Origin of the sequence: Zhongshania sp. R06B22 (assembly GCF_040892595.1) — a bacterium.
In the GTDB taxonomy this organism is placed as follows: domain Bacteria; phylum Pseudomonadota; class Gammaproteobacteria; order Pseudomonadales; family Spongiibacteraceae; genus Spongiibacter; species Spongiibacter arctica.
The window spans coordinates 1996246-2009210 of sequence record NZ_JBFRYB010000001.1 but is presented as its reverse complement, the minus strand read 5'-3'; the positions used below and the strand labels follow the sequence as shown (position 1 = coordinate 2009210).

Genomic DNA, 12965 nt, shown 5'->3' with positions numbered 1-12965 from the left:
TCTCCTTAAACTTATTAAAATTGTCTCGATTTACACATGGTTCAGCTTTAGTTAAGGCAGAGACCACTATCCTACATACTAGCAATAGTTTTGGAGTATAAGCTATGTTCCAGTATCGCATTATCCCGTTGATCTTTGCCTGCGCTAGCCCAGTGTTTGCCGACCACCGAAGCAACAGCGTCAAGCACACTCAATACGCACGGGTTACTCAGGTTCAGGCGGTTTACGAGCGTGTAGCCTTTAATGCGCCGATAGAGCAATGTTGGGAGGAAACAGTCTCTCACCACGGCAGTAGCTCTGCGCCAATTTTTGGCGCCATCATTGGCGGCGCACTCGGCAATGAGCTTGGCCACCACAAAAGCAACAAACGCGTTGGCACGGTAGTAGGCGCTGTACTGGGAGCCACGGTTGCGTCTGACATTTCCCGCCGACGGGGATCAAACCACTATGAAACTATCGAGCGCTGCGAAATCCAACAACATCGCGAATGGCGAGATGAAGTAGTGGGCTATGATGTAAGCTATCGCTACCAAGGCGAGATTTATCACACCCGCTTACCCTATAATCCCGGTGAAGAAATAGAAATTGAGGTCAAAGTCACTCCGCGTGGCTAAAGTAGATGTTTAGGAGTTCTATGAAGCGTACTTCACAACTTTGCGTGCAACTGCAAATCGTTATTTTGCTGACTGCCACAAGTTTTGCAACACTCAGTGAGGCGAATCCGCTAGGTAATGTAAGTGGTGGTCGCCTGAGTCTGCCCGACCGCTCACCGCTTGAGCAGCGCTTAGACGACCGCGCTCGCAGCACCCTGAGTGTTAACGAGGCGATCTCTATCGCCGAGCAACGCTACGGTGGTAGAGCCGTTGGCGCAAAAAAAATACGTGGCGGCAACGGCGATAGTTACAGCGTTCGAATACTGCAAGATAACGGCAAAATTAGAAATGTCATCATCAATGATTGAGCGAAGTTCACTATGCGTATTCTGCTAGTCGAAGACGAAAGCCTGCTGCTAGAGCAGTTACACCGTAATTTTGAACGCGCCGGCTATGCTTGCGACACAGCCGCGGACGGCAACGAAGGCTTGTATCTTGGCCAAGAAAATCCCTATGACCTAGCGGTTGTCGACTTGGGACTGCCGGGCATTGACGGTATTAATGTCATAAAGCAGTGGCGCCAAGAGGGTCGTAAATTTCCCGTTTTGATTCTCACTGCAAGAGACCGCTGGCAGGACAAAGTAGAAGGACTTGAAGCCGGCGCAGATGACTACGTCGCCAAGCCATTTCAAATCGAAGAAGTCATGGCAAGGGCCAATGCTCTAATTCGACGCTCGGCGGGTTTTGCCAGCCCCCAATTACAATTTGGCTGTATCACCATTGACACTGGAGCCAAACGAGCGCTACTCAACAATACGTCCGTCGAGCTAACTGCTTACGAGTACAATGCACTTGAATATCTCGCTATGCGCAGCGGCCAAGTGGTGTCTAAAACGGATCTCACCGAACATCTCTACGATCAGGATTTTGATCGCGACAGCAATGTCATTGAAGTGTTTATTGCTCGTCTGCGGAAAAAGCTCGACCCTGGCAATACTCTTAAGCCCATTTCAACGCTGCGCGGTCGAGGCTATCGCTTTGAGCTAAGCGAAACCCAACACTGAAATGTCAGCCCAAGGCAATCAATCCATTACTAGGCGACTCATCATTGCCAGCCTTAGTCTGATGGCATTACTACTGGGAGCAACCGGCATTGCAATAGATCGCGCCCATAAAGCGAGTCTAATCAGTGCAGAACAAGAGCAACTTCGACTGCAATTCTTTGGTCTGTTAGGCGCCATCGAGTGGCAAGACGACGCCATTGATATGGGCGATCGCCTAAAGGAACCCCGGTTTTGGCAGTTCCGCTCTGGGCTCTATGCGCAAGTTAGACTACGCGATGGCACGCTACTGTGGCGGTCAGTCTCTAGCGAAACCATACCACTGCCGCCCCCGGAGAGCACACCGCGCAGCGGACAAGAATTATTTAGCGAAATTTACGTCGATAAAGAACCCTTTTTTGTTTTCCAATATCACGCCATTTGGGAGACCGAAGATGAACGCGAGGTCACCCTCCTCTTCTCGCTCTACTCCAGTCAAGCGGTACTTCTTAACGAGCTCAAAAAATTTCAAAATCAGCTGACCCTCTGGCTCGGGCTAGTGCTCACCATATCGCTAATCGTGACTGCACTTATTTTATATTGGGGTTTGCGACCCCTACGCGATTTGGCCATAGATTTAAAACTATTAGAGCAAGGCAACACGGGAAAACTTGATCTCAATTACCCCCGCGAGCTGCAGGGTATTACCCACAATTTAAATCAATTGCTCGACAAAGAAAAAAAGCAGCGCGAACGTTATCGAAACACCTTGGCAGATCTTGCTCACAGCCTTAAGACCCCGCTTGCGATCCTTAAGGGAGGAGATACCAAAGACGCTGTTACCATTGAACAAATAAACCGCATGGACAACATTATTAATTATCAACTTAAGCGGGCGGTAAGCAGTGGCCAGCAAAATCTTAGCGGCCGCATACAGTTGCAGCCGCTGATAACACGGCTCAATAACACCCTGACAAAAGTATATCGAGACAAGGCGCTGAACTTCCAACTATCGCTAGATGCCGAGCAGACTGTTGCGATTGACGAACAAGACGCCATGGAGCTATTCGGCAATCTGCTCGATAATGCCTGCAAAGCCTGCCGCAAAACGATTGCCATCCACTGTAAGATTAACGGCGATCAGACCGTTATTTACATCGACGATGACGGCCCCGGCATCTCCGCAGAGTCCCGTGAAAATTTACTGGAACGTGGCATACGAGGTGATCAGTATGGTCAAGGACAAGGCCTAGGACTTGCCATTGTCGGCGATATTATCGACAGTTATCAGGGCGCTATCAGCTTTAAAGACTCTAGTCTTGGAGGGGTTTGTGCGGAGATATCGCTGCCAAGATAAAAAATAAGCAACTAAACCGTTACCTCAGACCGCGGAATTATTCTCCGCCAGAAATAAATGAACAATCCTAACCATAAAAAAAGCAGCCGCTGCCGACTGCTTTTGATAGCTCTCAATAAGGAAGTTATCCATAAAAAGGATCTTAAAAAGTAATGGAGAGTCGCCAAAAAAAGTCGACTTCAACCTGCGATAAAGCCTCTTCATTGAGGTTGTTATCATATACCGGAGTAGCGGCGACTATCTCCGTCACAAATTGCTTACCCAGCTCCGCCTTAAGGCTAAACCCCGCATCCGCAATCGCGCGAGTATCTCCGGCCTCTCCGCTGGCATCCTCATACCAGGCCTGACCATGCTCTACAAAAACCGTGGGTTTAAACATCAGACCAAACAGGGGCAAACCATTACTTTCCAGCGCCAGCTTCGCATAACTACCCGAATCACCAACCAATACACCCGGTAAATAGGCACTAAGACCTGCTGCGCCACCTAAGAAAAACTGTTGTTGAAGTGGTAACTGTTGATCGTTTGAGAATTGACCAATCACATCTGTTTTCAATGTCGCCCAATCGCTTACCGCCATTTTTAACGCCACACGCGGTTTAAATACTAAAAACTCACCCGTCCGTCGCCCGGTTGCCACTTCTCCCTCGCGGGTATCCCTGCCCAGTGTACCGGTATCAGATTCCAGCCCGGCCTCTATAAACCCCTGCGCGGTTAATTGGCTACCAATACCAAATAGACGTATTAATTTATTATATTTGAGGCCCAGCTCAAGACTCGTTTGTGGCTCATCTAAGGCTTTACCAAAGCCATCAATGTCAATGACGCTATCAACGTTCTCCAAGCGCTGTGACACCGTAAAGCGATGCACCGCATCACTACTTATCACCTGTTCACCCGTGAGTGCAACACTGCGGACTTTCGACACCAAACGCAGGCGCCTTGCCTCCGTTGTCGTACCACTACCGATACTCAAGCCCAAGCCATTAGTTAATTCGCAGACCAATGGAATAACACATAAAAAATCATCTATGGGGCTAGGTCCATCGCTCGTCACCAAGCCATCGCTGCGGCGCTGATCTTCCGTATAACGGGCTTCTATGCCATATAAGCCAAAGCTACTCGGATAATTTAAACGAAAACTATAGCCGTCATAATAATCTCCACCATTCACCTCACCAAGTTCGATCAAAGCGCGATCATAGGAAAACGATGCCTGAACACCACTATTAAAATCATGTTTTAGTGTCGCATTAGCAAAGTAGCGTCCTAAAAAGCGATTACCATAATTATTCGCACTAAGGCTTAAATCGGTACTGTCGTGATCCTCTTTTTTGGACTCAGTGAGCACAATAGTGAAGGCCGTTGGGTCTTCTGACAGCTGATAAGTCACCCCGTAATTTAAACCCGCGCGCTCACTCTTCAGATTTGCCAACACTCGCTTGGTCTCAAATTCCGAACGAGTAAGATCCTGATCACCAATCAAGCCCGAGAAATACGGAGCGATACTGTCTGGCGCTTTAATTTCAGCTAAATGGCCATTGATGACGTGAGCGAAAATAGTGTTGTCGCGATGCGCAAAATAAACGGTGACAAGTAAATGGCCAAGCTGATAATAAGCTTGAGTCAAGGCATTAACCGCCTGGGCGGGGGTTTTGGCAACCGTCATAATCAGGTCGATCTGCTCACGGCTAAGATAGCGGTTACCGGAAATCCGCAGATCGTATTCGCCAATCTTGACGTCAATAATGGAATCAGACTGAGCCGCCGCATATTGCTCAATGCGTTCCGCAGTAGACGCCTGTGGCGGAATTACGGGAGGTAGGTCGATTGCCATGCTTACTCCAAAAAATATCTATTATCGTGGCCCCGATCTCAGGGCTTAGGACGCCCGTCGAGCACTTGCAGCTCCACCCGGCGATTGCGGCTGCGAGCATCAGTCAGTGCCTTCGCAGACAGCCTGCTAGTCAAAACCAGAGGCCGGGACTCACCGTAGCCCTTTACGACTAACTGTTGCGGGGACACTCCCGCCGCTACCAAATAGTTTTTTACCGCCAGTGCTCGTCGCTCAGACAACACCTGATTATCAGCACTGCTACCAACATCATCGGTATGACCGGCGACCTCAATCATGACGCGCGGCATAAATTGAATCATCTGCGCCACTTTACGTAAGATCTCGGTAGAAGAATCGACAAGCACCGCAGTACCTACCCCAAAGCTAACACCCTGCAGGGCCAGCGGCTTGGCGCGGTCAAAATGGCAGCCTGATGGTAGCACCATAGCGCCCGCTGGAGAATTCAAACACTGATCGTCGCTGTCACAAACACTATCTCGGTCTTTATCGACACAGGCACCAAGTTTAGTGCTGGCAACACCCGCTAAAATCTCTGGCGTCGATGCCGTTTCTTTATCTTTACTGGTATCAACATCTGGCGACCCCTGCCCATCAGAGCCAGGCAGGGAGAGAGTGAGCACGGTAGGATTAATATCGCCCATGGCAGTATCTTGCAAAAATTCAAGCACCGCTCCCTGCGAGGTATCTATAGTGCCGGTTAAAACAGAAAGATCGCCGCCATCGCTTGTGCCTCCCACCGGGGCCCCCAGCAATAATATATCCTGGCCGCTCACACTCAGTCCCAATAGATTGTCTGAGCCCAGCACCTCGACCCCAAGCAACTCCCCGCCGCCGGTAATACCGCCCAGCAAGTTAATATCCGCCAAGACATCATTGACGGGCGCAGTAATTGATACACCGAGTAATTCAATATTAAGTAATTGGGCACGCGCGATCGAAGGCCCAGCAAACGCTGTGACAAGCAGAATGAAACTTAAACACCGCGTCAATACAACCAAACTATTTACTCATCCACCGGCACTGAGATTAGTATTATAGACCTTAATAAAATCAATTCCTTAGCTCTGCAAGCTGACCCTAGTCATACTAACAGTGTTGCATAGCTGAACGAACGCGGCAAACCGCACTCAAGCAGCCCATTTAACGGGACTGCAACCACCAGATTTTACACAACTATCAAACACAACTGAGCAGAATAAATAGGCACAATGCCCGCTTAATCACAAAAATGAGCTAGAAAGGCTGCCATTTTACGACTCAAAGCATCAGTTCCCGCGCGAGACCTTAACTCAATTGCTGTTGAACGGCGTCAAAATCCCAGTATGCCTTGAGTGATATAATTTTGCCCTCTGCATTGGCTGTATAAACAACCACCATATCGAGCTCCATCTTAATATCGCCAGGCAGTGTATTCACCATGTTGACAACATTAGCGCATTCATCCCCGGCGGGGTGCGAAGACACAATAGTAAATTGAATATCACCCGCAGCAATAATCATATCCCAAAAATTACCGATCGCTGTTTTACCAATATGGCCATTACCCGTCGGGTCCAGCGGTGATTTACCCACTGGATCTTGAACACAGGCATCGTCTGCGAACAAATCCAGCCATGCAGATTTATTGCCCTGCTCCACAAATTGTCCCGACAAACGACTGGCGGCTAGCGCCAATTGTGCATTTCCCATAAATCAACCTATTACTATGTTTATCAAAGAAAAACGGCGGCTCAGATGCCGACACATATTGTTTAATCATTAAAAATGGTGCAAATACCTAAACAGCAGTCAGCGCAGATCAAAATATACACCTTAGCGCCACGCCAGAAATACGGCGACCTCACCCAAAACCAGTGCAGTTTTAGCCAGACTGGTCATTTAGATTGCTCATGTCATACTGCCATCATTATTTTTATCTTTGGGCTCTTCAAAGTCTTATATTTATATAGTAAATCAGCAATTACAATGCCCATAGATGCTCGACAGATAGTCACAGCGAAACGGACTCAGGAATATCATCCATTCGGTGGATGTCATACTCTGACAGAGAAACTACAACACATCGAAACAGTGGGTCCCGCCCGAGCAACAAATCAATAAAAAAGGATATACCTTAGTAAAATGACTGACTTTGCCCCTACTGGTTTTTTGCAAAACCCCCACGCGCAAACGCTGCTTTCCTCTACCAAGCTGAGACGATTGCGTATTTATCCACGCGCCCGAGCAATGGTAGCAGCGAGTAAAACGGTGGTATTAGATTGTGGTGATGGCCATCAATTACTCGGTGAGTTCGCCACCCAAACAAAGCGCAGCAAGGGCCTAGTCACACTTATTCACGGCTGGGAAGGCAATTCACAATCCAGCTATCTGCTCTCTGCGGGGGGCACACTCTTTAATGCAGGCTACGATGTGTTCCGCTTAAATCTGCGCGATCACGGCCCTAGTCACCACCTCAACCGCGAGCTATTTAACTCGGCCAGACTGGACGAGGTTATAGGCGCAATAAAAACCATCCACACCACCTATCCCCATGATTGGCAATTTTTGGCGGGGTTTTCACTGGGGGGTAATTTTGCCTTGCGGGTGGCGGCTAAAGCAGAAGAAGTTGGTTTAAGTATCCGTCAGACGGTGGGAATATGTCCCGTCGTAGATCCTGCAAAAACGATGGTGGCACTGGAAACGGGCTGGTGGGGCTACGAAAAATATTTCGTCAGAAAATGGCAGAAATCACTACAGAAGAAAATTCGGCTCTACCCCGAGCTGGGCTATAAAGATAAGTTGCTTAAGCTTAAAAGCCTGAGGGAAATGAACAGTTATTTCGTTCCCAATCACACCCCGTTTGCAAACCCTGCAGACTACTTCGAAGCTTACAGTATTGCTGGCGAGGTCTTGGCAACACTCTCTTCCCCGGCTCACATCATCGCCGCTGAAGATGACCCTATTATACTATCGGAAGACTTGTGCAGACTGGCCAAGAACCCCCATTTACACATTGAAACCAAAAAATATGGCGGCCACTGCGGCTTTGTTGAGAACTATCAACTGGATAGCTGGCTAGACGGCCGCCTATTAGACATCATAAACCTAAGCCGCTACCCCGGCGGTCAACCTGGGAAAGCCGGGCTTTCCCAATAGCGCCAACGGACGCTTTCGCCAGACTCGATAGCTAGCTTAATTTTGCGCATCTCGGGTCGCGATCTGCTCCGCTATCGCCAACACTCGCACCGCTTCTTCCACGTGTAGCGCCTCGACTAATCGGCCGTCGAGCAAGACCACACCCTTACCGTCGGCTTCGGCTTCTTGCCAAGCTACACGAATCTTTTGCGCGCGAATCAGGGTGTCCTCTGCGGGCGAAAAGGCCTGATTTGTGACCGCAATTTGCTTGGGATGAATGAGGGTTTTACCGTCAAAGCCCATTTCGACACCTTGCTCACAGGCGAGCCGCAGGCCTTCTTCGTCATCTAAATTCAAATGCACGCCGTCGAACACATCTATACCGTAGGCACGCGCCGCGAGCACGCACATTCCCAGCGACGTTAACATCCCCAAGCGCTGTGGCGTATGGGGAACACGCAAGTCTTTGGCAAGATCTGACGTCCCTAATACAATGCCATCCATAAGCGGGTGCGAGCCGGCGATTTCACTGACGGCTAAAATTCCACGTGGCGTTTCCGCCATTGCCCAGAGCTTAAGACTAGGACTAGCACCTGCCTGCTTTAATACCTGCACCACCGCATGAATTTCTGCCGCAGATTCAACCTTGGGCAAGCACAGCGCAGAAATAGGCGCATTGGCAAATGCCTCTATATCTTTGCGGCCCCATGCCGTGTCAAAGCCATTGACGCGCACCACTAATTCCCGACGGCCATAGCCGCCGGCATTCACCGCGGCCAATACCTGTTCGCGGGCATAGACTTTTTGCGATGGGGCGACCGCATCTTCTAAATCGAGAATGAGTACATCGGCATCAAGACTGCGCGCTTTCTCCAAGGCTCGGCTATTGGATCCGGGCATATACAGAATTGAGCGGCGAGGGTTTGTGGCCATGTAGAGCGCCTCCAAGGCAAAGATAAAAGTTTACCACAGCATGCTAGCGCAAAGAGGCCCTGCCAAGTCCTAGCGGTTTCGTTTTTCGCTAGCTTTTAATTGCGAATCATTATCAATTACGAGTAGAATACCGACCCCGGCCTCGTGCCCGCATTGATAGCGATCTGCGGAGATCATCCATGTCAGTTCTGTTACGCCAAGTCATTCTCCTTATCAGTCTCAGCGCACTCATCCTCAACGCAGTGGCCGCCTCCCAAGACGAAAAGCTAAGTGATAAGCGCGCAGTCGCCATTCACTACACCGAGTTGGCCCACGCCATATATAGCGACGCCGAAAATAGTGGCATCGCGCTGCAAACCAGTATTGACGCTTTTTTGAACGCGCCCAGTGAGACGGGCCTAATCGCCGCTAGAGATGCATGGAAAACTGCACGTAAAGCTTATCTGCAAAGCGAAGTATTCCGCTTTGGCAATCCGGTCGTAGACGACTGGGAGGGAAAATTAAACAACTGGCCCTTGGACGAAGGCTTAATTGACTACGTAGCCGACGATTATTTTTATGCCCTTGGCAACATTGGTGCAGAGCTCAATATTATTGCCAGCCCATCGCTAAGCATAGGTAGTGACGTGGTTGACGCCAGTCAAATTAATGTCAAATTACTCCGCAGCTTGCACGAGTTAGGTGGCTCAGCCGCCAATGTCACCACCGGTTACCACGCCATCGAGTTTTTACTTTGGGGACAGGACCTCAACGGCCACCAACTGGGCGCTGGAGAGCGTCCCTACACCGATTACTTAGACGGCGATAAATGCACCCACGGGAATTGCGACCGTCGCGCCGACTACCTTCGAGCCGCTAGCGCGGTGTTAGTGGAAGACCTTAAGTACATGAGCCAACAGTGGGCACCGGAGGTGTCGAATAATTATCGCGCCGAATTACTTGCCATGAACGACGACGTAACTCTGGCGCGAATGCTCTATGGTATGGGCTCGCTATCACTAGGGGAGCTTGGTGGCGAGCGTATAAAAGTATCGCTTGAAGCAAATTCTACTGAAGATGAGCACGACTGCTTTAGTGATAACACCCACTGGTCGCACTACTACGACGGCCTAGGCATCCAAAATATCTATTTGGGAAAATACCGCCGCCTGGATGGCACCGTATTGTCAGGGCCATCGCTAAGCCGCTTGGTCGCAAAAGCAGACGCGGATACTGACCAACAAACTCGGCAGGCATTAAACAAAACCATGACAACACTAACGGTATTAATTAATGCCGCCGAAGCCAAAGACAGGCCGATGAAATTCGACATGATGATCGCCGAAGGCAATAAACACGGCGAAGAAATTCTAAGCAACATTCTCAGCGCTCTAGTTGACCAAACTCGTAGTATTGAACAAGCCGCCAGCGCGATCAATATTGACCCCAATGCCACCGGGCTTTAATTGTTGTTAGCTCTACGCGTCAGCAACACGGTTCACGGTATACCGTTGCGCGTGTTGCTCACATTGACAATCATTATTGCCCTGTTCACCAGCGCTTGCACTAAGACCTCATCGAGCGATATCAGTCTTGATCAAAATACGGCAAACAAAACTAAACATAGCCTGACAAGTAATCAATCTGGAGGAAGCTTTACTATCGCCAGCCGAGGCCAACAAAGCTTGCAGCGACCTCAACCAAACCTCTCGCCAGAGCAGCAACTCGAATGGGCTGTCGGCAAAAGTTTTGCTACCCAGGCTTGGGTGGCGCCGCCGGCCACCACAAAGGCCAGAGATGGCCTAGGGCCATTATTTAACGCCAATAGCTGCACAGGCTGTCATGTGCGCAATGGCCAAGGCCAACTGCCAGAGAATGGCGTCGGTTTGATATTACGACTGGGAAACTCATCACCCGAATTTGGTGAGCAGCTGCAAGACATGGCCATACCGGCTGCCAAGCCGGAGGGGCGTATAGAATGGCTATCCATTAGTAGCACTATTGCGGCGGCCGACAGCAAGAACTTTGAATTGAAGCAACGCGATTACAGGTTTGAAAACCTTGCTCACATCAGCCAAAAAGCCGCTTCCGCTCGGCTTGCGCCGGCATTAATCGGTATGGGTTTAATCGACAATATCAGCGACGCTGACATTATTGCCAATAGCGATCCCAAAGACCGCGATGGTGATGGCATATCTGGTCGAGTGAATCTGCGTAAGAATAAAACCGATAAACAGATGCGCCCCGGCCGTTTTGGCTGGAAGGCGAGCCAAGTTAGCTTACATGAGCAGATTGCCCTCGCGTTTTTTGAAGATATGGGCATTACCTCTTCTTTACATCCAGCGAAGCCCTGCACTGAAAAACTTTGTGTAGCACAAACCAATACAAACACAGAACCTGAGATCAGCGACAAACTTCTATTAGCGGTCAACGATTATATTGCCAACTTAGCGGTACCAGCCGCCGCCCAAGACGACACAAGCAAGCAAGGCGCTGAGATTTTCACCCAGCTCGGTTGCTCGGCATGTCACATTCCGGCATTCAACACTAGAATGCCTAATATGCAGTTTGACAAACGTGAGCAGGCAGAGGATTTTTCAAATAGCGCTACCGAGATAGAAACCATTTACCCCTATAGCGATCTACTGCTGCACGATATGGGCGCCGGCCTGGCGGATGAATATCCCACGGATAGCACACCCGCCAATGAGTGGCGCACTGCACCACTTTGGGGGCTTGGCATTCGCGCCAGCGACGCCAGCAATATTCGCCTGCTTCACGATGGTCGAGCACGCTCTATTACCGAGGCGATACTCTGGCACGGCGGCGAAGCCGAGGCGAGTAAAACAAGTTTCATACAACTTTCAAATCCAGAGCAAACTGCGCTCCTGTATTTTTTAAAGGCACTTTAATGATTTTTGCAGCGATAAGATTATTCCTAAGTAAAGACACTGCCCGCGTACTAATTATCATTGGCAGCCTCGCAACGCTACTCGCCTGCAGCCCACCGCCGCCCAGCAGCAAAGTACTTATAGATACCGCAAATCAAAGTATCGTAAGTGGCTATCAAGCCTTCAACATTGCCAGTAAAGCCCTTGCAGAATCCGCCGTAAATTACTGTAAAACCCCAAGTGATAACGCTCAATTCGATACTATTCAGACCGATTGGAAGGAAACCGTTAAGCAGTGGTCTGCGATTCAAAACATTCAGTTCGGGCCCTTAATGGTAGACAATCAAGCCTGGAAAATTCAATTTTGGCCAGACAAGAAAAATCTAATTGCCCGCAAAGTTGAGGCACTGTTAAAAGGCGATGAGGCCATAACAATTCAACGTGTCGACGATGCCAGTGTGGTTGTACAAGGTTTATCATCGCTAGAATACCTATTGTTTGACACCAAGGCGGGCAATCAATTGCGGTATAGCGGCGACGGCGGCCAACGCCGTTGCGAGTTGCTTATTGCCGTCAGCGCTCACCTCCACAAAGTGGCCAGTGGCTTACACAATAGCTGGCGCAAAGACGGTGGCAACTACCTAGCGACGTTCAGTGAAACGGGCGAGAACAATCCAGAGTTTCCGGATGATAATGTCGCCATCGCCTATCTTTTAGACACCTTGGTATCAGGCATTGAATTAATAAAACGCGACAAGCTTGAACGACCGCTTGGTATTAGCCTTGCCGATACTGAACTCAAAACCGATACCCTGCAAACCCAAATTTACCAGTTGGAATGGTGGCGCAGCCAGTATTCTAAAGAAGCTATCATCACTAATTTAAACGCGCTCAAAGACATATTCAATGCCAATGCCGCCTATGGTATTGACGACTATTTGCGCGACATCAAAGGACAAACAGAACTAAGCGATAAAATTAACGAGGGTTTCAAACGCAGCATCTTGGCGGCATCAGCCATAGACGGCAGCTTATTCACTATCGCGAATGAAGCGACAGGCCGGCAAACCATTCTCAAGCTCCATAGCGAATTAAACACTTTACTTGCCCTGCTGCGAAATGACTTGCCCACAGCCTTAGGTGTGAGCCTTGGTTTCAACTCCAAGGACGGCGACTAAATTAACGCGAAATTATCGGTGT

12 protein-coding genes are annotated in these 12965 nt (G+C 49.4%); 8 read left to right on the top strand and 4 right to left on the bottom strand.

Going from position 1 to position 12965, the window contains the following annotated elements; translation table 11 throughout:
* Positions 1 to 104: 104 nt before the first annotated feature.
* Genes AB4875_RS09105 through AB4875_RS09090 form a run of 4 tightly spaced genes read left to right on the top strand, consistent with a single transcriptional unit; the run spans position 105 to position 2990 of the window.
* Entirely contained in the window at positions 105 to 614 is a 510-nt protein-coding gene (locus AB4875_RS09105) for a glycine zipper 2TM domain-containing protein (RefSeq protein WP_368375750.1), read from the top strand.
* 20 nt (positions 615 to 634) lie between these two features.
* Positions 635 to 961 (top strand): PepSY domain-containing protein, encoded by a 327-nt coding sequence (locus tag AB4875_RS09100; RefSeq protein ID WP_368375749.1) that lies wholly within the window; start codon positions 635 to 637, stop codon positions 959 to 961.
* A 12-nt stretch (positions 962 to 973) separates the two neighbouring features.
* On the top strand, positions 974 to 1657 hold the full coding sequence (locus AB4875_RS09095) for a response regulator transcription factor (protein ID WP_368375748.1): 684 nt from the start codon (positions 974 to 976) through the stop codon (positions 1655 to 1657).
* Position 1658: 1 nt separating this feature from the next.
* Positions 1659 to 2990 (top strand): ATP-binding protein, encoded by a 1332-nt coding sequence (locus AB4875_RS09090; RefSeq protein WP_368375747.1) that lies wholly within the window; start codon positions 1659 to 1661, stop codon positions 2988 to 2990.
* 142 nt (positions 2991 to 3132) lie between these two features.
* On the opposite strand, the gene AB4875_RS09085 is transcribed toward AB4875_RS09090, so the two are convergent.
* The 3 genes from AB4875_RS09085 to AB4875_RS09075 form a co-directional block, all read right to left on the bottom strand.
* Positions 3133 to 4827 carry a ShlB/FhaC/HecB family protein gene (locus AB4875_RS09085; RefSeq protein WP_368375746.1) on the bottom strand — a complete coding sequence of 565 codons (1695 nt, stop codon included), beginning with the start codon at positions 4825 to 4827 and terminating at the stop codon, positions 3133 to 3135.
* A 38-nt stretch (positions 4828 to 4865) separates the two neighbouring features.
* The gene (locus tag AB4875_RS09080; protein WP_368375745.1) at positions 4866 to 5846 is read right to left on the bottom strand and encodes an OmpA family protein; all 981 of its coding nucleotides are present in this window, start codon (positions 5844 to 5846) and stop codon (positions 4866 to 4868) included.
* Between the two features lie 286 nt (positions 5847 to 6132).
* Positions 6133 to 6537 carry a nuclear transport factor 2 family protein gene (locus tag AB4875_RS09075; protein WP_368375744.1) on the bottom strand — a complete coding sequence of 135 codons (405 nt, stop codon included), beginning with the start codon at positions 6535 to 6537 and terminating at the stop codon, positions 6133 to 6135.
* A 432-nt stretch (positions 6538 to 6969) separates the two neighbouring features.
* Between AB4875_RS09075 and AB4875_RS09070 the strand changes: the two genes are divergently transcribed.
* A complete protein-coding gene (locus AB4875_RS09070) occupies positions 6970 to 7983 on the top strand; it encodes a YheT family hydrolase (protein WP_368375743.1) in 1014 nt (337 codons plus the stop codon).
* A 36-nt stretch (positions 7984 to 8019) separates the two neighbouring features.
* Here the strand turns inward: AB4875_RS09070 and AB4875_RS09065 are convergent, their stop codons facing one another.
* A complete protein-coding gene (locus AB4875_RS09065) occupies positions 8020 to 8895 on the bottom strand; it encodes an HpcH/HpaI aldolase/citrate lyase family protein (protein WP_368375742.1) in 876 nt (291 codons plus the stop codon).
* A 179-nt stretch (positions 8896 to 9074) separates the two neighbouring features.
* On the opposite strand from AB4875_RS09065, the gene AB4875_RS09060 reads away from it, so the two are divergent.
* The 3 genes from AB4875_RS09060 to AB4875_RS09050 are packed head-to-tail and all read left to right on the top strand — an operon-like array spanning position 9075 to position 12943.
* On the top strand, positions 9075 to 10340 hold the full coding sequence (locus AB4875_RS09060; protein WP_368375741.1) for an imelysin family protein: 1266 nt from the start codon (positions 9075 to 9077) through the stop codon (positions 10338 to 10340).
* Positions 10341 to 11786: a di-heme oxidoredictase family protein gene (locus AB4875_RS09055; protein ID WP_368375740.1), complete on the top strand. Its 1446-nt coding sequence runs from the start codon at positions 10341 to 10343 to the stop codon at positions 11784 to 11786. It begins immediately after the preceding gene.
* The gene (locus tag AB4875_RS09050) at positions 11786 to 12943 is read left to right on the top strand and encodes an imelysin family protein (protein WP_368375739.1); all 1158 of its coding nucleotides are present in this window, start codon (positions 11786 to 11788) and stop codon (positions 12941 to 12943) included. Before AB4875_RS09055 ends, AB4875_RS09050 begins: the two co-directional genes overlap by 1 nt.
* Positions 12944 to 12965 lie beyond the last annotated feature (22 nt).

Excerpts from the sequence above, each read along its gene's own strand:
- AB4875_RS09065 (WP_368375742.1), bottom strand. The coding sequence starts at position 8,895 with ATGGCCACAAACCCTCGCCGCTCAATTCTGTATATGCCCGGATCCAAT.
- AB4875_RS09070 (WP_368375743.1), top strand. The coding sequence starts at position 6,970 with ATGACTGACTTTGCCCCTACTGGTTTTTTGCAAAACCCCCACGCGCAA.
- AB4875_RS09085 (WP_368375746.1), bottom strand. The coding sequence starts at position 4,827 with ATGGCAATCGACCTACCTCCCGTAATTCCGCCACAGGCGTCTACTGCG.
- AB4875_RS09060 (WP_368375741.1), top strand. The coding sequence starts at position 9,075 with ATGTCAGTTCTGTTACGCCAAGTCATTCTCCTTATCAGTCTCAGCGCA.
- AB4875_RS09050 (WP_368375739.1), top strand. The coding sequence starts at position 11,786 with ATGATTTTTGCAGCGATAAGATTATTCCTAAGTAAAGACACTGCCCGC.
- AB4875_RS09100 (WP_368375749.1), top strand. The coding sequence starts at position 635 with ATGAAGCGTACTTCACAACTTTGCGTGCAACTGCAAATCGTTATTTTG.
- AB4875_RS09075 (WP_368375744.1), bottom strand. The coding sequence starts at position 6,537 with ATGGGAAATGCACAATTGGCGCTAGCCGCCAGTCGTTTGTCGGGACAA.
- AB4875_RS09095 (WP_368375748.1), top strand. The coding sequence starts at position 974 with ATGCGTATTCTGCTAGTCGAAGACGAAAGCCTGCTGCTAGAGCAGTTA.
- AB4875_RS09105 (WP_368375750.1), top strand. The coding sequence starts at position 105 with ATGTTCCAGTATCGCATTATCCCGTTGATCTTTGCCTGCGCTAGCCCA.
- AB4875_RS09090 (WP_368375747.1), top strand. The coding sequence starts at position 1,659 with ATGTCAGCCCAAGGCAATCAATCCATTACTAGGCGACTCATCATTGCC.